Here is a 21009-nt window from a genome sequence, read left to right as displayed (position 1 = left end):
GAAGGCGCCGGTGCTGATGGGGGCGCACGAGGTCCGGGCGCGGCTGGGCGGTCTCACCCGGCAGCGCGTCTACCAGCTGACCAACCACGCGAGCTTCCCGGAACCGATCGCGTGGCTGGCGCAGGGCAAGGTGTGGCTCACCGAGGACGTGGAGGAGTGGATCGCTTCCTACCGCCGGAAGTAGGACGGCGCGGGGCGGCGCTTCCCTCGTACCCATGATCTGTGGTCTAAATCACAGGGGGAAATCCGAGGTCCTCGGTGAGGCGAGATCACCGTGCGTGCCGGGCGGCAGGGTCGGAACGGATCCTGGATTGTGGAGTGCGGCCTGCACGTTCATCAATGAGCTTGATCGTCCCCAGTGTCCGGTGAGGACCGTTCGGTGGCACCCTGCGTGACCTTGGCCGAATAGATCAGAACCCTTATGGTTCCCCCGCAATCCATCGATCAACACGGGGGTATCCAGGTGGCTCCACGCCGCTTGTCGATGACGCCTGCCCGGAAACGGCACAGGCGGACGATTCTCACCACTTCCCTGGTCCTGCTGCTCGCCGCCGCCGGTACGACCGCCGTCGTGCGCGGGCAGGACGACGGGCGGAACGTGGCGGCCGGCATCAACGGGATCGCCGGTGAGGCCGACGCCTCGCGCGCGGCCCGGGAGAGCGGCGCGGAGGTGCGGGTCACCGGGCTCACCTCCGAGACGACCGAGGTGTACGCGCTGCCGGACGGCCGGTTCCGGGCCGACATCTCCACCGGCATGCAGCGTTTCCGCCGCGACGGCGCCTGGGTGGCCGTCGACCAGAACCTGCGGACCACCGCGGACGGCACGGTCGAGGCGATCGCGCACCCCGGCGACCTGACCATCTCCGGGAAGCAGGGCGAGGGCGTGCACGACCTCGCCGCGGTGGGCGTCGGCGCGAAGCGGGTGGCGATGCGCTGGACCGGCGCGCTGCCGGCGCCGGTCGTCGAGGGCAACCGGGCCACCTATGTGGACGCCAAGCCGGGCGTGGACCTCGTGGTCGAGTCGACCCGGCAGGGCTTCGAGCAGTACCTGATCGTCAAGTCGCGCGGCGCGTTCGAGAGCGTCACGCTCGGCTTCGACGGGCCCGGCGCGGCGACCGCGAAGCAGAACGCCGACGGCTCGATCGGGCTGCTCGGCCAGGACGGCAAGGAGTCGTTCCGGATCCCGGCCCCGCTCATGTGGGACGCGCGGCGGACCCCGGCCGGCGACCCGGCGCTGCGCAAGCCGGTGACGACCACGCTGACCGGCCGCGAGCTCACCCTCACCCCGGACCGGGCCTGGCTCGACGATCCGGAGACGCAGTACCCGGTCACCGTCGACCCGACGCTGAACCCGGCGGTCACGACCTTCGACACGTACGTGCGGGAGACCGTCACCACCGACCAGAACGCCGAGGGCGATCTGCAGATCGGCCTGCTCGCCACCACCCCGGCGACGCTGACCCGATCGTTCCTGACCTGGGACACCACGGTCCTGGCGGGCAAGCAGATCACCGCGGCGACGGTGTCGTTCTGGAACTACTGGTCGCACACCTGCACGGCCACGCCGTGGGCCATCTACACGACCGGCACCTCGACCTACACCACCCGGTTCACCAGCCAGCCGGCCTGGGACGCGACCGCCGACGCCACGTCGACGGCGACACACGGCTCGACCGACTGCGCCGACGCGTGGGCCACGATCAGCGGCACCACGTTCTTCCAGAAGGCCGCGAACGCGAACAAGACGCGGGCCGGCATGGGCGTGCGCGCCGTGAACGAGACCGCGACCGCCGGGTTCAAGCAGTTCCGCTCCCGCGAGGGCGCGGCCGCCTCCGAGGACCCGAAGGCGTCGATCACCTACAACTCCCGCCCGGTCGTCTCGGCGCGGGCCACGGTCCCGGCGACCAGCTGCGTCACCGGCGCCTCCCGGCCGCTCGTCAACTCGCTGACCCCGCAGCTCAAGGCGACCGTCACGGACGCCGACGGCACCGCCATGACCACCACGTTCGAGTGGTGGGCGGTCAACGGCACCGCGGCGATCGGCTCGGCCTCGGTCGCGTCGGTGGCGACCGGCGGCACCGCGACCGTGACGGTCCCGGCCGGCGCGTTCGCTGAGGGCGGCTCCTACAAGTGGCGGGTCAAAGCCTCCGACGGCACCTCGGGCAGCGACGTGTTCACCGGTTTCTGCGAGATGACCGTGTACGACACGGCGCCGCCGGTGGCCGGCTGCACGCCGGGCACCGCCTCCGACTTCAACGGTGACGGGGTGGCCGACGTGGCGCTGACCGAGCCGCGCGCCACTGTCGACGGCAAGGCCTCGGCCGGCCGGGTCACCGTCGTCTACGGCGGCACGGGGGAGCGGCAGGTCCTCACCGACACCACTGTGGAGTCCGGTGACCAGTTCGGGTTCGCCGTCTCGGCGTACGACGCCAACAACGACGGCTGCACCGACCTCGCCGTCGGCGTGCCCTACCAGGACCTCGGCACCGTCGTGAACGCCGGCGCGGCGTACCTGCTGTTCGGCGCCCCGGCCGGCCTGAACAGGGGGCCGGCGGCGTTCACCTACCACCAGGACGCCGGGTCGACCCCGGAGACCGCGGAGGGCTACGACTACTTCGGCTACGCGGTGGCCGGCGCGCGCACCCCGCAGGGCCAGTCGTACCTGGTGGTCGGCGTGCCCGGTGAGGACGTCGGCACGGTGGTCGACGCCGGGGTGGCGCACTACTACCGCGGCACGCTGAACCTGCTGCTGCAGTCCGGCACGCCGATCCCCGGCTCGTCGGAGGTCGACGACCAGAACGGCTACGCGGTGGCGGCCTCGGCGAACCACTTCGTGATCGGCTCGCCCGGCGAGGCGATCGGCGCCGCCGAGTTCGCCGGGGTGGCGAACGTGTTCAGCAGCTGGGAGCTGGTCAACGGCCTGCCGAAGCTGGCCGCGAACCTGCAGCAGGACACCGCGGGCATCGCCGACGTCGCCGAGGCGAACGACACCATGGGCAAGTCGGTGGCGGTCGCGCCGTTCGCCGGCACCACGGACTCGCTGGTCGTGGTCGGTGTGCCGGGTGAGGACACGTCGGTGGCCGACGGCGGCATGGTGCAGCGGTTCCGGGTCACCGCGGCGGCGACGTTCACCGAGATGACGCCGTTCAGCGGGACGCCGGTGGAGGGCGACTACTTCGGTGAGTCGGTGGCGGTGGTGAACACCTCGTTCATCGCGGCGGGAGCGCCGGGGCGCGACGTCGCCGACAGCCCGGACTCCGGGCAGGTCCGGATCTATCCGGCGCTGACCGACCCGGTCCCGGCTCCCGTGATCATCGAGGGCACCCCGGAAGCCGGCCGGCTGCTCGGCACGTCGCTCACGGCCGGCGCCACCCACCTGTGGGTCGGCACCCCGTGGAGCGAGAACCCCGCGGTGTACGGCTTCGCCTGGTCCGACCTGGCGGCCGGCACCACCACGCCCGCGATCACCCACAGCACCACGAACGGCTGAGGCGGAAGCAGATGAGGAAGAACAGCACAGCACTCGGCCTGGTCCTGGGCCTGGCCGGCCTGGTGTCCACGCTCGCGTACGTGGCGCAGCCCGCCCCGGCGGCGCTGCCGGTGCCCGCCGCGCTCGCGGCCGAGACCGACCCGGTCCGGGACACCGAGGCCGAGGCCCTGGTCGCGGCCCGCACCCTGCAGCAGCCGGTGGAGGTGCTCGCGCACCGCACCGAGTACCGCGACGTGTTCGCCCAGCCGGACGGCACGCTGATCGCGAACGACCACGCCCAGCCGGTCCGGGTCACCCAGGGCGACACCTGGGTGCCGGCCGACGCCACCCTGAAGCCGGGCGACGACGGCACGTTCAGCCCGGCCGCGGCGCTGCTCGGCATGCGGCTGTCGCCGGGCGGCGACAAACCGCTCATGGTCGTCACCCGCGACCAGACCAGCATGACGCTGACCTGGCCGTACGGGAACCTGCCGCCGGCCACGGCCGAGGGCGACCACCTCACGTACCCGAACGTCTTCCCGGACGTCGACCTGGTCGCCAACGTGACCACCGAGGGCTTCTCGCACGTGCTCGTGGTGAAGACGCCGGAGGCCGCGGAGCTGCCCGAGCTGCAGAACCTCAAGCTCGGGGTGACCGGTGAGGGCCTGGACATCCAGGAGACGGAGACCGGCGGGGTGGTCGCGCTCGACCCCGCCACCGGCAACCCGGTCATGGAGGCCGACGCGCCGACCATGTGGGACAGCGGTTCCTCCTCGGATGAAACGGGCGCTGGGGTGAAAGCCGACGCCGAGGGTCCCGGTGACGCCTCCGAGGTGGCCGACGTCGACCTGAAGATCAGCGGGGAGACCCTGTCGCTGGTCCCGGACGCCGCCATGCTCGACGCCGAGGAGGACCGGTTCCCCCTCTACATCGACCCGGTGTGGCAGACCAACACCAACAGCGGCTGGGCCATGGTCGACAGCGGCTACCCGAACGAGGAGTACTGGAAGTTCGACGGCAAGCGGCACGAGCGCATCGGCCTGTGCCCGGAGTCGTGCAACAGCTCCAAGGTGAAGCGGCTGTTCTACCAGATGTCCACGCCGTACACCGGCAAGACGATCCTGTCCGCCGAGTTCCGGGTCACCATGCAGCACGCCTGGAACTCCACGGCGCGGGCCGCGTCGCTCTACATGATGCCGCCCACCTCGAAGATCAACTCGGCGACGAACTGGAACAACCAGCCCGGTGGCGCGGACTGGAGCAACAACACGTTCCTGGAGACCAAGTCGCCGACCAGCACCCAGGGCAGCTGCACCTCGACGAACCAGAACGTCGGCTTCAACGCGAAGAAGGCCCTCGACCGGGCCGTGTCGGAGAAGCTCGGCTCGGTCATCCTCGGCCTCAAGGCGACAAACGAGAGCGAGTACACCCACAGCAAGCGGTTCTGTGACAACGGCCTGCTCTCGGTGCGCTACAACCGGGCGCCGCTGATCCCGAACCTGAACGAGCTCACGATGTCGCCCGGCGGCCAGTGCGTGTACGGCAGCACCGCCGCCCCGTACGTCGACGTCCCGCCGGTGGTCAAGGCGATCCTGCGCGACCCGGACCACTCCTCGGCGCACACCGAGCAGGTCAAGGCCGAGTTCAAGGTGACCTGGACGCCGCCCGGCGGCACCCTGCAGACCCGCAGCTACACCACCGGTCTCAAGGCCAGCGGCTCGCAGTTCACGTACCAGGTGCCCGGCGACATCCCGCAGAACGTGCTGATCTCCTGGGAGGTCCGGGCCAGCGACAACACCAGCTGGGGACCGTGGAGCACCGACGGCACCCGCAACCCCTGCCAGTTCCTGTACGACAAGACCAGCCCGGCCGCACCGGACGTCGACTCGGCGGTCTACCTGCCGCAGGACGCCGCCGACAACGGCACCACGGCGGCCCCGGCCTGCGTCGAGAGCGACGAGTGGCTCGGCTCGATCGGCGTGCCCGGCGACTTCGTCTTCGACTCGGCGGCCACCGACGTCGTGGAGTACCGGTACGGCTTCAACACCAACCCGCAGCCCACGAACGTGCTGAAGCCGGCCACCGCCGGGGGACCGGTCACGTTCAAGAACTGGTACCCGGACAAGGAGGGCCCGCGCACCGTCAACGTGCAGGCCGTCGACAAGGCCGGACGCTCCAGCAGCATCGCGTCCTGCACGTTCCGGGTCGGCAAGCGCCCGCCGGCCGCGCAGTGGTCGCTCGCCGAGGTGGCCGGTGAGCTCGGCGCCGAGGACCAGATCGGCGACAACGACACCACCGCCGGCGACGGCGTGACCTTCGGCGCCCAGGGCCCGGGCGGCACCTCGGACACCGCGGCGGTCTTCGACGGCACGGCGCAGGGCTACCTGTCCACCGCGGCGCGGGTGCTGCCGGACACCTCGGCCAGCTTCACGGTGAGCGGCTGGTTCCGGGTCGACGACCCGTCCCGGCACCAGACCGCGGTCAGCCAGGACGGCTCCGGCGAGCCCGGCTTCACCCTCGGCGTCACCGGCGGATCGTGGATCTTCGAGCTGCCGATGACCGACGTCAACTCGCTGGGCATGTGGCAGGTCCGGGGCGCGGCGGCCACCACCGGCTGGACCTACGTGGCGGCCTCCTACGACCAGGTCACCCGGACCATGTCGCTGCGCGTCGGCGACGCCGCCCCGCTGGTGGCGCAGCGCCGGTCGCTGACCCGGTCCCGCGGCGCGCTGCAGCTGGGCCGCCGGATGGACAAGGGCGACTACACCGCGTACTGGAAGGGCGCGATGGCCGACGTCTCGGTCTTCGACCGGCTGATCCTGGACTCCGAGGTCACCGGCCTGAAGAAGACCGCGCCGACCCGGCTCGCGTACTGGCGGCTCAACGCCGAGACCGCGAAGGTCTCGCCGGAGGACCGGGGCGGCTCCGGCCTGACCCTCGGCGCCGACGCCACCATCTACAAGCACGCGGCGCTGTCCCTGCTCGGCGGCGGCCACCTGGCGCTCACCGGCACGGCGAACAGCTATGCCACCGCGCCGGTCAACCCGGACATGGCGAACAGCTTCTCGGTCTCCGCCCGCGTGAAGCTCAGCAGCAGCTGCACCGGCAAGCCGATGACCGTGTTCTCGCTCAAGGGCGCGCACAGCAGCCCGGTCGTCGTGCGCTGCAACGCCGAGGGCAGCTGGGAACTGGCCACCACCGGCGCGGACACGGCGGCGCCCGAGTTCGAGAGCCGCGGCGGGCAGGAACGGCCCCGGCTCATCGGCAAGGGCGACCACCTGGCGCTGGTCTACAACGGCTACATCCGGGAGCTGACGCTCTACGTCAACGGCGAGTCGGTCGACTCCATCGAGCTGGTGTCGCCGTTCGTGGCGACCGGCGGCGTACAGATCGGCCGGTCCTTCCTCGGCGACGGCTTCAAGGAGTTCCTGTCCGGCGCCGTGGACGACGTCCGCGTCTACAACGGCGTCGCCGACCCGGTGCTGATCCAGAAGATCAGCATCCAGACCCGCGAGCAGCTCCCGCTCTGACCTCGTCCCGGGGCCGCCGCCGGCGCGCGGCGGCCCCTTCCCCCGGAGGGGCAATGACTTCCCGCATTCTCACGCGCCCCCTGGCGTGGACCATGGCGGCCGTGCTCGGCGCCGGGTTCCTGCAGGTGGCGACCCCCACCCCGGCCCAGGCGGCCGCCAAGGACCGGCCGAAGGCCGCGTCCTCGAAGAAGGCGCTGCCCAAGCGCGACCCGCTGCCGGTCAAGCCGATCGAGAAGGACCCGGCCACCGCGGCAGCGGTCACCTCCGCATCGCCGGTGACCTGGCCTTCCGCGGCCTCCGCCGAGATCACCGTGCCTGCCGCGGCGACCGGCAACGCGCGGGCGGCGGCCAAGCCGCCCAAGGCGTCGGCCTCCATCGGAGGACTTCCGGTCGCGGTCTCCGAGACTTCCGCTTCCCCCGCACGGGTACGGGTGGAAGTCCTCGACCGCAAGGCCGGCGACCGCGCCCGGGTGGACGGGCCGGTGCTGCGCGTCGACCGCGCCGACGGACGCACCGGCCGCGGAACCGTCGGCCTGGCCGTGAACTACGCCGGCATCGCCGGAGCGTTCGGCGGCGACTACGGCTCCCGGCTGCGGCTCGTGAAGCTGCCCGCGTGCGCGCTCACCACGCCGTCGGCCCCGCGGTGCGCCGCCGTCCCGGTCGCGAGCACCAACGACACCACCGCGAAGACCGTCACCGCCACGGCCGAGACCGGCGCGGTGTTCGCCCTGATGGCGGCCGAGTCGTCGTCGCAGGGCACCTACGCCGCCACCTCGATGGCACCGTCGTCGAAGTGGTCGGTCGCCCCGTCCACCGGCGGGTTCTCCTGGTCGTACCCGCTGCGCACCCCGCCGGTGCCCGGCGGCAACGCGCCCGGCGTCACCCTCGGCTACTCCTCGCAGTCCGTCGACGGCCGCACCGCCACCACCAACAACCAGGGCTCCTGGGTCGGTGAGGGCTTCAGCTACGAGCCCGGCTACATCGAGCGCCGCTACGGCGCCTGCTCCGACGACGGCCACGACCAGTACGCCGACCAGTGCTGGGCGTACGACAACGCCACGATCATGCTGAACGGCAAGTCCACCGACCTGGTCAGGACCGGCAGCACGTGGAAGCTCGCCGACGACGACGGCTCCAAGATCCGCCGGGAGGTCGGCGCCACCAACGGCGACGACAACGGCGAGCACTGGGTGGTGACCACCCCCAACGGCACCGAGTACTGGTTCGGCCTCAACCGGCTGCCCGGCTGGGCCGCCGGCAAGGAGGAGACCAAGTCGGCCTGGACCGTCCCGATCTTCGGCGACGACAAGACCAACGCCGAGGACGGCAACACCCAGGAGCCCTGCTACAACGCCACCTTCACGAGCGCGTGGTGCCAGCAGGCCTGGCGATGGAACCTCGACTACGTCAAGGACCGCCTCGGCAACGTCCAGTCCTACTACTACCAGCAGGAGACCAACCACTACGCGGTCGCCAAGAAGACCGACGCCAACGGCGTCGCGTACACCCGCGGTGGCTGGCTCAAGCGCATCGACTACGGCCAGCGGCACAACGCCGTCTACACCAGCAACGCCCCGGCCCGGATCGTCTTCGACGTGAAGGAGCGGTGCCTGCCCGCCGGCAGCCCGGACTGCGACCCGGAGGATCTCACCACCGGCACCGCCTCGCGCTGGCCGGACGTGCCGTTCGACCGCAACTGCAACGCGAGCACCAAGTGCAAGACCGACCAGATCATGCCGACGTTCTGGACCCGGGCCCGGCTCAACGCCATCACCACCGAGATCCGCGGCGCCACCGCGTGGACGCCGGTCGACCAGTGGTCGCTCGAGCACCTGTTCACCGACAACGGCGACGGCTCGAAGACGCTGTGGCTGCACAAGATCACCCATAAGGGCCTGGTCGGCGGCGGCAGCGGCATCACCCAGCCGGCCGTCACCCTTGGCGGCCTGCAGCTGCCGAACCGCATCGACCGCGACGGCGACAACATCGCCCCGCTGGTCCGGTTCCGCCTCGCCACGGTCTGGACCGACACCGGCGCCCAGATCGACGTCAACTACGCCAAGCCGGACTGCACGCCGACCACCCTGCCCACGCCCGGCAAGAGCACCAAGCGCTGCTACCCGGTCAAGTGGGCGCCGCTCGGCTCCGGCGACCCGATCACCGACTGGTTCCACAAGTACGTCGTCGAGCAGGTCATCGAGACCGACCGCACCGGCGGCGCGCCCGACATGGTCACCAGGTACGACTACCAGGACGGCGCCGCCTGGCGGCACGCCGAGCCCGACGGCATCGGCGACGAGAAGGACCTGACCTGGAGCGACTGGCGCGGCTACCGGAAGGTCGTGGTCACCGCCGGCGACGGGCAGAACCAGACGACCAAGACCGAGTACCGCTACCTGCGCGGCATGGACGGCGACAAGAACCCGGACGGCGGCACCCGCCCGGCCACCGTCGAGGACTCCACCGGCACCGTGCACACCGACCGCGACGAGTACTCCGGCCACGAGCTGGAGAGCATCGTCTACGACGGCTCCGACGTGGTGAGCAAGAAGATCGCCACGCCGTGGCGGCACAACACCGCCACCGAGACCCACAAGTGGGGCAGCAGGAAGGCCTGGCTGAGCGGCACCACCCGCTCGCGCAGCCTGGTCGCGCTCGCCTCCGGCGGCTGGCGGGAGACCGCGCAGACCAACACGTACGACACCACGTGGGGCCGGGTCACCCAGAGCGACAGCGAGGGCGACGTCGCCGCGACCGGCGACGAGTCCTGCACCCGCACCACCTACGCCGACAACGCCGCGGTCAACCTCCACGGCCTGGTCTCCCGGGTCGAGTCGGTGTCGGTGAAGTGCTCGGCCACCCCGGACCGGAAGACCCAGGTCATCTCCGACACCCGCACCTCGTTCGACGGCAAGGCCTTCGGCGTCGCGCCGACCGTCGGCAACCCGACCAGGTCGGAGCGGCTGTCCAGCCACAACGGGACGACCGGCACCTACATCCGCACCTCCGAGGGCACCTTCGACGCGTACGGCCGCCCGAAGACGGCGATGGACGCGCTCGGCAACGTCACCCGGATGGACTACACCGACACCTACGGCCTGACGACGCAGGTGAAGGAGACCAACCCGCTCGAGTTCGAGACCGTCACCAGGTACCACCCGGCGTGGGGCAGCCCGGTCAGCCAGACCGACCCGAACGGCCTGCTCAGCACCCTGGAGTACGACGCGATCGGCCGGCTCCGCAACGTCTGGCTGCCGGACCGTTCCGGCGCCGGCAACCTCGAGCCGAGCATCAAGTACACGTACCTGATGCGCACCGACAAGCCGGTCGCCACCAAGACCGAGCGGCGCCAGAGCGACGGCACCTACGCCGTCGAGTACACCCTCTACGACGGCCACCTGCGCCCGCGGCAGAAGCAGTCCGAGGCGCCCGGCGGCAACCGCAACGTCGCCGACACCTTCTACACCGGCACCGGCCAGCTCGCCAAGACCTACGCCACCTACACGGCCGAGGGCGCCCCCAGCGACCTGATCTATCCGGCCGTGAACGGTGACGTGGACGGTCAGACCCTCTACGTCTACGACGGCGCCGACCGCGTGAAGGCCGAGATCTTCGCGGTGGCCGGCAACGAGAAGTGGCGGACCACCACCACGTACGGCGGCGACCGCATCTCGGTCGACCCGCCGGCCGGCGGCACACCCACCACGACGATCACCAACGCGCTCGGCCAGACCGTCAAGCGCTGGCAGTACAAGGGTTCCAGCCCGACCGGCGCGTACGACGAGACCGAGTACAAGTACACCCCGAACGGCCGGCTCGCCGGCGTGGAGGATCCGGCCGGCAACGTCTGGAAGCACGAGTACGACCAGCTCGGCCGCCGCGTGAAGTCGAGCGACCCGGACACCGGCACCTCCACGGTCACCTACGACAACCTGGACCGGGCGACCAGCACCACCAACAGCCTGGACGTCACGATCAGCACCACCTACGACGCGGTCGGCCGCCGGACCGGCGTCTACCGGGGCACGGCCGAGACGGGTGAGCTGCTCAGCAGCTGGACGTACGACCAGGAGATGCTCGGCTACCTCACCGGCTCCAGCCGGTGGATCGACGGCGCCGAGTACGCCACCTACTACACCACCTACGACGAGTTCTACCGTCCGCACCTGACCACCTACCAGGTGCCCGACCACGCCGGCGCGGAACTGGCCGGCACCTACACCTTCGGCACCGAGTACAACCGGGACGGCACCGTCCAGTCGGTCGACATGTCCGCGGGCGGCCAGCTCGACTACGAGACCGTCGTCTACGCCTACGACGACTTCGAGCGACTGACCGGCGCCGAGGGCGACCAGCAGTACCTGACCGACGTCGACTACGCCAGCACCGGCGAGGTCATGCAGACCGAGACCCTGGTCGGCGGCAAGAAGGTGTGGTCCACCTTCGAGTACGAGCAGGGTTCCAAGCGCCTCACCCGTCAGCGCCTGGACCGCGAGATGGCACCGGTCGTCGACGTCGACGCCCGCTACACCTACGACGCCTCCGGCAACGTCCAGCGGATCGTCAACAACCCGTCCGGCACCATCGACGTGCAGTGCTTCACCTACGACTACCTGCGCCGGATGGACAAGGCGTGGACGTCGGCGAGCACCGCGGAGGACCCGTGCGCCGGGGGCCCGTCGGCGACCGGGGTCGGCGGCATCGCTCCGTACCACCACGAGTACACGTTCGACCTGACCGGCAACCGCAGGACGGAGAAGCAGTACGCCCTCGACGGCAGTGTCCTCGTCGACCGCGCGTACTCGTACCCGGCCGCGGGCGCCGCTCAGCCGCACACCCTGACCGCGATGACGGAGAAGACGCCGTCGGGGGACAAGCTCTACGAGTACGACTACGACGACGCCGGAAACACCACCCGGCGTGCCAAGGCCGGCGACGGCCAGTCGCTGGAATGGGACGCGGAGGGCAACCTCGCCACCGTCACCGACGCGGCCGGGAAGAAGACCAGCTATCTGTACGACGTCGACGGCTCCCGCATCCTCCGCAAGGAGCCGGCCCAGACGACGCTCTACCTGCCGGGCATGGAGATCCGGCTCGACCACCAGACCCGCATCACCGAGGCGACCCGCTTCTACGGCCTGCCCGGCGGTTCGAGCCTGGTCCGCAACAAGACCGGCCTGCACTACGTGTCCAACGACCACCACGGCACCGGGAACGCCACGGTCGACGGCAGCGGCGCCATCGTCCACCGGCGCACGACGCCGTACGGTGAGGCACGCGGTTCCCAGCCGACGGTGGGCATGTGGCCGACCGAGAAGGGTTTCGTCGGCGGCAACCAGGACTCCACCACGGGCCTGGTGAACATCGGCGCCCGCGAGTACGACCCGGTGGCGGGCCGATTCATCTCGGCCGATCCGATCGTCGACGTCAACGACCCGCAGCAGATGAACGGGTACGCGTACGCCAACAACAACCCGATCTCGTTCTCCGACCCGGACGGCCTGAAGTTCTGCTCGGACGACGCCTGCGGCCCCGGCGCCGACTTCGTCGACAGCACCGGCAAGTACCACGACGTCCCGGGTCACAACGACGGTTGCGGTGGCTGCTCGGGCGCCTACGACCCGACGGTCCCCGGCGTCAACGAGCACAACAACCCGAAGGCGTCGAACGAGGCCCGCGCGGCGGCCGCGCGTGCCGCGGCGGAGAAGGAACGTCAGGCCCGGATCGCCCGCGCGAAGCAGAAGATCCTGAACGCTGCCAAGGCGCTCGGCAAGATCCTCGCCGACGAGCTGGGCATCACCGACGCCCTGGACTGCTTCCTCAAGGGCGACATGGGCGGCTGCATCAACACCGCCGTCAACGTGGCGTCCGCGGCGATCGGCGGCGCCCTCGGCAAACTCGCGGCCCGATACGGCGCACCATGGAAATGGCCGAAGTTCGCGAGGCTCGCATCCCGGGTGAAGGGCCTGCTCGGCGACCTGGTCGACGGCGTCAAGACGGTTCTGAAGAAGGGTTGCAACAGCTTCGCACCGGGCACACTCGTGCTCCTGTCCGGTGGCGTCGTGAAGCCGATCGAAGAGATCGAACTGGGCGACGAGGTCGTCGCCTACGACCCGGAGAGCGGCAAGGCGGGGGCGAAACCCGTCGCGGCCACGCACATCCACGACGACCGTGCGTTCACCGACCTTCGCGTCGTCGACGCGAAGGGCAATGTCTCGCTGCTGGAGACGACCCAGAACCACCCGTTCTGGAGCGTCACCGACAAGGCCTGGGTGGACGCCGGCCGCCTCGATCCGGGCGACCAGCTGTCCAGCCCGGCAGGGGAGACGGTCCGGGTCCGGTCCGTCGAGAACTTCACCGGTCTTCGCACGATGTACGACCTCACCATCGCCGACATCCACACATTCCACGTGATCGCCGGTGACGATCCGGTGCTGGTCCACAACGTGGACGGCGGTGATCCGTACAATCGGCGCGGACACTACGGCAGGACCCCGAGCCGGGCGGACCGCACGCACTTCGGAGCCCGGGCCGACCAGGTCGTCGACCACGACCCTCCGCTCGTCAAGCGGTACTACGAGGGCGACCCCAGCATCGGCGAGAAGCCGGGCATCGAGATGACGGAGGCCGAGCTGCGAGCGAGCGCGAACGACCGATCCCGGATGTCGCTGCAGGACCGGACGGACTCGAACAAGCAGGGACGCCAGATGCAGCAGTACTCGATGCAGATGCGCGAAGAGTTCTTCGGAGGCGATGTCTGTGAGTTTTGAGCAATGCGCGACAGCGCACTACAGCGAGCGCTGGAAGGTCGCGCCCCAGACGCGCCGGCTGACCGCCGGACGGCACCACGACCTGCCGTCCTGGTTCAGCGTGCTGGAATTCCAGCGCGAGCGGACCTGGTGCTATGCCACCGTCGGCATGAGCGCCGGGGAGCCGGACGGCATCGAGGCCTTCCTGGTCACGCCGGAGCAGAACCCGCGGGCGGTGGAGTTCCTGTACTCGCTGACCCACTACAACCTGACCGGTGCGCCTCTGGATCTGGGGCACACCGTCAACTTCGGCGAGGATCTCTGGGACGGCTCCGGCCTGGACCACGGATTCCTCTCGTTCCCCTACGTCGAGGAACCCGGATTCGAGACGTTCGACTGTGACGGCGCACGAACCGATGTGGCCTGGCTGATTCCGATCACCGCGGCCGAGCGTGACTACAAGAAGCAGAACGGCGTCGAAGCCCTCGAGACACTGTTCGAGGACCGTAGCCTCGACTACCTGAACCCCGCACGCGGCAGCCTCGTGTGAGCTCAGCAATCAGGATCGAACGGGAATAGAAGTCCCCGCCGATGCCGGGCCGTGGATCCGTCCGCGGCCCGGCATCGCCGTCACCGGGAACAGTCCTAACCCGGATCCAGCAGGACGCCCTCTTCCGAACCCACCGCCTTGGTGTACGGGTGGAGCTCCCCGAGCACGGCACCCACCTCGACCGCCACCTCCCGCGCCAGCGCCGCGGCCCGGCCGGACTCGCCGTCGGCGCGGTGGGCGACCGCCAGGTTGTTCCGGCAGAGCAGCGTCGACGGATGGCGCTCGCCGAGGACCGTGGCGAACCCCTGACGGACCTCCTCCAGCTCCCGGATCGCGCGGGTGATCTCGCCGATCTCCAGCAGGCACAGCGCGCGGCTGTGCCGGCAGGCGAGGGAGTCCGGATGTGCCGGGCCGAGCGCCTCGTTGAGCTGCTCGTACGTCGTCGCGAGCAGGTCGTCGGCCTCACCCGGCCGGCCCGCGACGCGCAGCGACACGGCGAGGTTGGCCCGTGCCGCGAGGGTCCGCAGCGAAGCGCCGCCGAACGCCTCCTCGTGCAACCGGGCCACCTGGGCGAGCAGCTTCACCGATTCGTCGTGCTCACCGGTCGCCCGCAGGTCCCGGCCCAGGTCGCCGCCGGCCTCGCAGGTGCCGGCGTGCCGCTCGCCGCAGACCGCCAGGCGGCGCTCCCACACCTCCCGGCCGATCGCCAGCGCCGCGGCGAACTCCCCGGCGAGCCGCAGGTCGACGGCGTGGCCGCCGCGCGCCGTGAGGGTTCCGGGATGGTCGTCGCCGCACCGCTCCCGCCAGCTCGCGTAGGTTCGCTCGCCGAGGTCACGGGCCTGCCGGTACCGGCCGAGCGCCCGCAGGCTCGCGGCGACGCCGCCGGCCGTCGTCAGGGTGTCCGGGTGGGCGGGCCCGAGCAGGCCGGCCTGGTCGGCCAGCACCCGCTCGCCGAGGGCCAGCGCCTCGCCGAACCGGCCACGGTCGCGCAGGCGGTTCGCGGCCTCACCTCGTACCCGGAGGATCTGCCGACGCAGATCGGGAGCGTCGGACGCGTCCGCGAGCATCGCGGTCCAGCGCTGATCGAGCCGCTCCTCGAGGACCGGCCCGCCGGTGTGCCGCGCGTGGCGCACCCGATCCACCAGCAGCTCCCGCACCGCCGCGTCGTGGCAGCCGTCCGCGCCGGAGACCTCCAGGTGCGGCCACAGGTTCGCCAGGCGCGGCCAGGTCACGGTGTCGTCGACGTCACCGGCCGGCCGCAACCGGCCCAGCAGCAGGTGTGCCTCGTGCCGGGTCAGTCTCAGCTCCGCCGCGGTCATCCGGTTGCGCACCACGTGCTGCAGCAGACGGTGGACCCGGATCCGGTTGCCGGCCCGTTCGAGTCTCACCAGCGAGAGCCGGTGCAGGTGTTGCACGAGCGCGGTGATCCGGGGACCGTACCCGGCCGTCGCCTCGCTGTAGACCAGGTCGAGGGCGATCTCCGGGGCGAGCACCGCGAAGAGCTCCAGCAGCCGGTACGCGTCCGCCGACCTCTCCCGCAGCAGGTCGAGGGACGCCGACCACACGTCGCCGACGACCCGGTCCGGGCCGTGCCGCTCGATCCCGTGCAGGTAGTCGCCGACCGGCTGACCGGTCTCGGCCAGCCAGGCTCCGCCGGCGGCCACCGCGATCGGCAGGTCACCGAGGACCGCGGCGACCCGGCCGGCCTCCTCCGGGCCGATCGCGGGCACCCGCCGCCGCAGATGCGCGATGCTCTCCGGACGCTCGAAGACGTCGACCCGCACCGCCTCGGCGTAGTCGTCCCACTCCCGGCCGCGGGAGGTGATCAGCACATGGCCGGGCCCGCGCGGCACCCGCGCCAGGACCTCGTCCACCGCGTCCGCGTCGTCCAGGATCAGCAGCCAGCGCGCGGACGGCTCACCCCGTTCGAGGGCCCCGACCACGCCTCGCGTCCCGCCCGCGGCCCCGAGGCGCGCGCCGAGTTCGGCCAGTGTGGCGTCGATGCCGGTGACCCGCGCGGCGTCGATCCACCAGATCACGTCGTAGGCGTTGCGGTACCGGTGCGCGTACTCCAGCGCGAGCTGGGTCTTACCGACCCCGCCCATGCCGTGCAGCGCCACCAAGGCCGGACCGGACTGCGCCGCCGGCCGGCCGCCGCGCATCCGCGCCCGCATCTCCCGCAGGTCGTCCTCGCGGCCGGTGAAGTTGGCGTTGCGCGCCGGGGCGTGGAAGACCAGCGGCACGTCACCCGGGAAGCGGGCGCCGATCCGATCCGGGTCGACGTCGTCGATCCCGCGCCCGACCAGGTGCAGCACCCGCTGCATCGCGACCTCGGCGGGCCGGCCGCTCACGAACGCGGCGGTACCGGCGGCGTGGCCGGCCGGCGGCGCGCTGTCGTCGACGCAGACGACCAGGTCCGGCCGGGCGCCGGCCCGTTCGCGCGGCACCACGTCGGCCGGCGCGCCGGTGTAGGAGGCCGAGACCAGGGTGAGCTGCCGCGCGCTGTTCGCCGTCGCCTGCGGGCTGTCGGCGTAGTGCACCCGCAGGCCGGCGGTGGTCAGCAGCGCCCCGATCCATTCGGCCCACACCACGTCGGCCGGCGCATGCCGCAGCGCCACGTCCTGCTCCGCCGGCGAGGAGCCGCGCACGAACCGGGTGGCGATCCGGGCGCGCAGCGCCTCGTCCATCGGGGGCAGCGCGGTCACCTCACCCTGGGTGATCCGCGAGGTGAGTCTTTCGTACGCGGCCAGCAGTGACGTGGTCTGACCGGGCGCGTCGCCGAACGGCGCGAGGATCTCCTCACAGGCGTAGTACGGCCGGTAGGGGATCTCCACGGCGTTCCAGTAGTGGCTGCGCTCGGCCGGGCTCATCCCGGCCGGCAGGTCCGGGAACCGCTGCATGGCGAACTGCCGGCCGGCGTCGGCCCGCTCCTTCGCCGCCGGATCCACCCGCATCGGCACCGGCAGCACCTCGATGCCGCGCAGCCGGACGCGGTCGGCCACGCGCGCCGCGCCGGCGATGCTCTTCTCGCTGAGCGTGAAGCAGCCGACCAGCAGGTCCGGCAGGTGCAGGGTGCAGATGTCGGCCACGTCGCTGAGCCCGGTCCGGCTGTCGATCAGCGTGAAGTCGTAGTGGCGGCGCATGTCGTCGCGCATCGCGTCGAAGAACAGGTCGCCGCCCTTGCGCCCGTAGAACTCGTCCCAGTCGGTGCCGGTCAGGTGGGCGGTGTAGTCGGTGTTCTGCAACCCGGCGGGCAGCAGGTCCAGCCGCCCGTCCCCGGGGAAGTGCGGCCAGGTCAGGGCGAGGGCGTGCTGCCCGACCCGGGCGAACTCCTGATGCCGTCCGGGGATGCTGGCGATGCTCTTCCGTCCCGCTTCCCATTCGTACGCGCGGATCATGTCGATCACGCCGCCGCTGCTCTCCACGGCCGGCGCGTCGACGAAGGGATGGAAGTAGCGGTGCAGGCCCGGCGACTCGAGATCCCAGTCGACCACCAGCACCCGCAGGCCCGCCGCGGCGAGGATCCAGGCCACGTTGGCGAGCGCCATCGTGCGCCCGGTGCCACCGTTGTACGAGTAGAACGTCACCACGACGCCCGGCCGGTCCACCGTCATCGGCGAAGCCAGTCGAGGACCTCGGGAAGAACCTCGACCGCGCCGAAGTGGGCGGTCCTGCTCTGCACCCGGATCTGCACGCCAGGAATCCGCTCGGCGAGCCAGCGGCTGTGGGCCACCGGCGAGAACGTGTCGTCCTCGCCGTGCCAGAGCAGCACCGGGCAGCGGATGTCGCCGAACGCGAAACCCCAGGGCTTGCGGAACGCACCCAGGTCGTCGATCCATCCGTACGGGCCCTGCTGCACCGCCTCCTGGTAGGTCTCGATGAGCAGCCGGCGGATGCCGACGTCGTCCAGGACCGGGCGGTCCGCCTCGCTCATCTGGCGGCGCACGTCCTCGATCAACGCCTCCGGGTTGCGCCGGACCTCGTCGGCCCGGAGCCGGATGCGTTCCACATGCCGCGCCCAGTCGTTGTCGACCGCTTCGTACGCCTTCACGTTGCCCTCGGCCATCCCGCCGTGCCAGTCGAGATGCACCGCGTCCGCCGGCGCCAGCCCGACCAGGACCGCCGTGCTGATCACCCGGTCCGGGAGCAGGGCGGCCGCGGCCAGCGCGTGCGGTCCGCCGCCGGACCGGCCGACCACGGCGAACCGTTCGATACCGAGATCGTCGGCGATGACCCTGATGTCCGCCGCGGCGTCGGCGACCGAGCGTCCCGGATGCGGCGCCGAACCGCCGTAGCCCGGCCGGTCGTAGCTGATCAGCCGGATGCCGGCGTGATGGAGGGTCAGGTGGCGCGGCTTGGGTCCCAGCCTGCTGCCGGGCGTGCCGTGCAGCAGGAAGACCGGCACACCGTCCCGTCTGCCGGTCACGTCGAAGGCGAGAACGCGGCCGTCCGCGGTCTTGGCCTGCTCCCTGTCACCACCGTCGTCGTCGGACAACTCGTCCTCCTGGTCTGTGCTCGGATGCTTCGGTACGGACGTACGAAAAAGAACAATGAACTTTAATCACGTAAATTGGGTGAAGCTCGCAGTAGCCCTGACTCTTACCACATGCGGACAAGTCGTAAAGGGTGGACTTTCTCCCCGCGATCCGGCCCGCACGACCTCGCGGCGACAGGATCGGCGTGCACACTAGCGGCCCGTCCAGCGAGGCACCATCAGCAGAACGCAGATCATCCCCACGTGTCGGCGCCGGTGCCCCACCGGAGGGTGACCCGCCGTCCGCGGCACGTCCGGGACGCCCCCACATGCCTAACCTCGCCTCCCGGCCTGCCGATACGAACCCCGTGGCAGACATCCATGACGTCCTGGATCGGCGGGCGGTCACCCCCGTCTTCCAGCCGCTCCTCGACATCGCGACCGGCGCCCTCATCGGCTACGAAGCGCTCAGCCGCGGCCCGGCCGGCACCCCCTGGGAGTCGCCGGCCGCGCTGTTCGCCGCGGCCCGCGTCGCCGGCCGGGAGGCGGAGCTCGACTGGATCTGCCGGGCCGTCGCGTACCGCGCCGCGCTCGAGGCGGGCCTCGACGACCGGGTCACGCTGTTCGTCAACATGGAGCCGACCGCCTGGCGCATCGCATGCCCGCCGGACCTCGCGCCCGTCGTCGAGCAGGCCCGCCGGAGGCTGCGCGTCGTCACCGAGATGACCGAGCGGGTCATCGCCGACGACCCGGCCGCGCTGCTGTCGGCGGCCGCGAGCTGCCGCGACGCCGGCTGGGGTGTGGCGCTCGACGACGTCGGGGCCGACCCGATGTCGCTGGCGCTGATGCCGTTCGTGCACCCGGACGTCGTGAAACTCGACATGGGCCTGCTGCACGCGCCGGACGATCCGCACACCGCGCGCGTGGTGGCGGCGGTCTCCGCGTACGCCGAGGCCAGCGGCGCCACGGTGCTCGCCGAGGGCATCGAGACGGCCGAGCAGCTGGCGACGGCGCGCACGATGGGTGCCACGGTCGGTCAGGGCTGGTACTACGGACGCCCCGGCCCGCTCACGACCAGAATCGGACAGACCGCGCGACTGCCGATGCTGGCCCGTCCGATCGAGGACGACCGGACCCCTTTTGAGATCGTCAGCCGCCACAGGGCTGTCACCCGTACGAATAAAAAGCAGTTGATGCCGATGAGCCGGCACCTGGAAGCGCTCGCCGGCGACGGTCCCGAGCCTCCGGTCCTGCTCGCGTGCTTCCAGGAGGCACGGCACTTCACTCCCGCGACGAGGGTCCGCTTCGGCCGGATCGCGCGGCGCAGCCCCATGGTCGCGGCCCTCGGCGCCGGCCTGGACAGGGAACCGGCACCCGGAGTCCGCGGCGCCTGCTTCGGCGACGACCGTCTGCGCGGCGAGTGGAACGTGATCGTTCTCGGTCCCCACCGTGCCGCCGCCCTGGTCGCCCGCGATCTCGGCGACGACTGCGCCGAGCCCGACCGCCGCTTCGACTTCGCCCTGACCCACGAGCGCGATCTCGTCGTGCGGGCCGCCCGCTCCCTGCTGCGCCACCTCGCCCCGGTCCGGATTCCGATTCTGACACCCTGAGATTCCGTACGTCGGAAGCCCTCTGCCCGCCGGAAATCGTCGTACCCCGGCGATAGCGTCCCTGTCGTGGTCGCCGAGCGTGCAGGAGGTCCCGATGTACCGGCAGGGTGACGTGCTGATCATCCCGGTGGAGCAGAGCGAGGTGCCGGCCTGCGCGCCCGTTCCCCGCGACCGCCGCGGCCGGATGGTCCTGGCCCGCGGCGAGGCGACCGGCCACGCCCACGTCGTCGGCGGCCCCGGCCTGGAGCTGCTAGCCGACCTCGACGATCCGGAGAGCCTGTTCCTCGAGGTGCCGGCCCACGGCCGGGTCACCCACGAGGAACACGGCCCGATCGCGCTCCCGCCCGGCCGCTATCGCGTGGTCCGCCAGCGCGAATACATCCCCGGGGCCTTCCGCCCGGTCGCGGACTGAGGGGGAAGCGTGCAGCTGACCCACGCCCAGGAGGCGATGGCCGCCGCGATCGAGGACCAGTGGCTGTCCGCCGCCGTCCAGACCGGCCCGGCCGGCCGCGCCGAGGCCGAGGCGGGGGTGCGCGCGGCCTACCGTCTCGCGGGCCTCCCGGAGCCGGAGCGCGTCTATTGGCTCGGCTCCCCACGAGCCGGTGCGGCAGCGGCCGCCTTCCTGAC

The 21009-nt window shown here is 71.3% G+C and carries 9 protein-coding genes; 7 read left to right on the top strand and 2 right to left on the bottom strand.

All coding sequences use genetic code 11. The features are described from left to right. Nucleotides 1–16: 16 nt before the first annotated feature. The 5 genes from AB0G10_RS12945 to AB0G10_RS12925 all read left to right on the top strand — a co-directional run bounded on the left by AB0G10_RS12945 (nucleotide 17) and on the right by AB0G10_RS12925 (nucleotide 14298). A complete protein-coding gene (locus tag AB0G10_RS12945; protein WP_360920732.1) occupies nucleotides 17–184 on the top strand; it encodes an AlpA family phage regulatory protein in 168 nt (55 codons plus the stop codon). 300 nt (nucleotides 185–484) lie between these two features. After that, complete coding sequence (locus AB0G10_RS12940) at nucleotides 485–3490, top strand: DNRLRE domain-containing protein (protein ID WP_360919383.1); 3006 nt, start codon at nucleotides 485–487, stop codon at nucleotides 3488–3490. A gap of 11 nt (nucleotides 3491–3501) precedes the next feature. Next, on the top strand, nucleotides 3502–6999 hold the full coding sequence (locus AB0G10_RS12935; RefSeq protein ID WP_360919380.1) for a LamG-like jellyroll fold domain-containing protein: 3498 nt from the start codon (nucleotides 3502–3504) through the stop codon (nucleotides 6997–6999). A 53-nt stretch (nucleotides 7000–7052) separates the two neighbouring features. Further along, nucleotides 7053–13769 (top strand): polymorphic toxin-type HINT domain-containing protein, encoded by a 6717-nt coding sequence (locus tag AB0G10_RS12930; protein WP_360919377.1) that lies wholly within the window; start codon nucleotides 7053–7055, stop codon nucleotides 13767–13769. Next, the gene (locus AB0G10_RS12925) at nucleotides 13759–14298 is read left to right on the top strand and encodes a suppressor of fused domain protein (protein ID WP_360919374.1); all 540 of its coding nucleotides are present in this window, start codon (nucleotides 13759–13761) and stop codon (nucleotides 14296–14298) included. The genes AB0G10_RS12930 and AB0G10_RS12925 overlap by 11 nt, the downstream gene beginning before the upstream one ends. Before the next feature lie 95 nt (nucleotides 14299–14393). On the opposite strand, the gene fxsT is transcribed toward AB0G10_RS12925, so the two are convergent. Further along, on the bottom strand, nucleotides 14394–17912 hold the full coding sequence (gene fxsT, locus AB0G10_RS12920) for an FxSxx-COOH system tetratricopeptide repeat protein (protein ID WP_360919371.1): 3519 nt from the start codon (nucleotides 17910–17912) through the stop codon (nucleotides 14394–14396). After that, nucleotides 17909–18793: an alpha/beta hydrolase gene (locus tag AB0G10_RS12915; protein WP_360919368.1), complete on the bottom strand. Its 885-nt coding sequence runs from the start codon at nucleotides 18791–18793 to the stop codon at nucleotides 17909–17911. The genes fxsT and AB0G10_RS12915 overlap by 4 nt, the downstream gene beginning before the upstream one ends. A 347-nt stretch (nucleotides 18794–19140) precedes the next feature. Here AB0G10_RS12915 and AB0G10_RS12910 point away from each other — a divergent pair, with 347 nt between their 5' ends. Both AB0G10_RS12910 and AB0G10_RS12905 read left to right on the top strand, forming a co-directional pair. Continuing rightward, a complete protein-coding gene (locus AB0G10_RS12910; protein WP_360919365.1) occupies nucleotides 19141–20382 on the top strand; it encodes an EAL domain-containing protein in 1242 nt (413 codons plus the stop codon). A gap of 94 nt (nucleotides 20383–20476) precedes the next feature. Then, complete coding sequence (locus AB0G10_RS12905; RefSeq protein WP_360919363.1) at nucleotides 20477–20794, top strand: hypothetical protein; 318 nt, start codon at nucleotides 20477–20479, stop codon at nucleotides 20792–20794. The last annotated feature ends 215 nt before the right edge of the window (nucleotides 20795–21009 follow it).

The sequence above is a fragment of the Actinoplanes sp. NPDC023714 genome (assembly GCF_040639855.1).
Taxonomy (GTDB): Bacteria; Actinomycetota; Actinomycetes; order Mycobacteriales; family Micromonosporaceae; genus Actinoplanes.
Note: the sequence above shows the minus strand (reverse complement) of the source record. Positions and strands in the feature narration are given on the sequence as shown.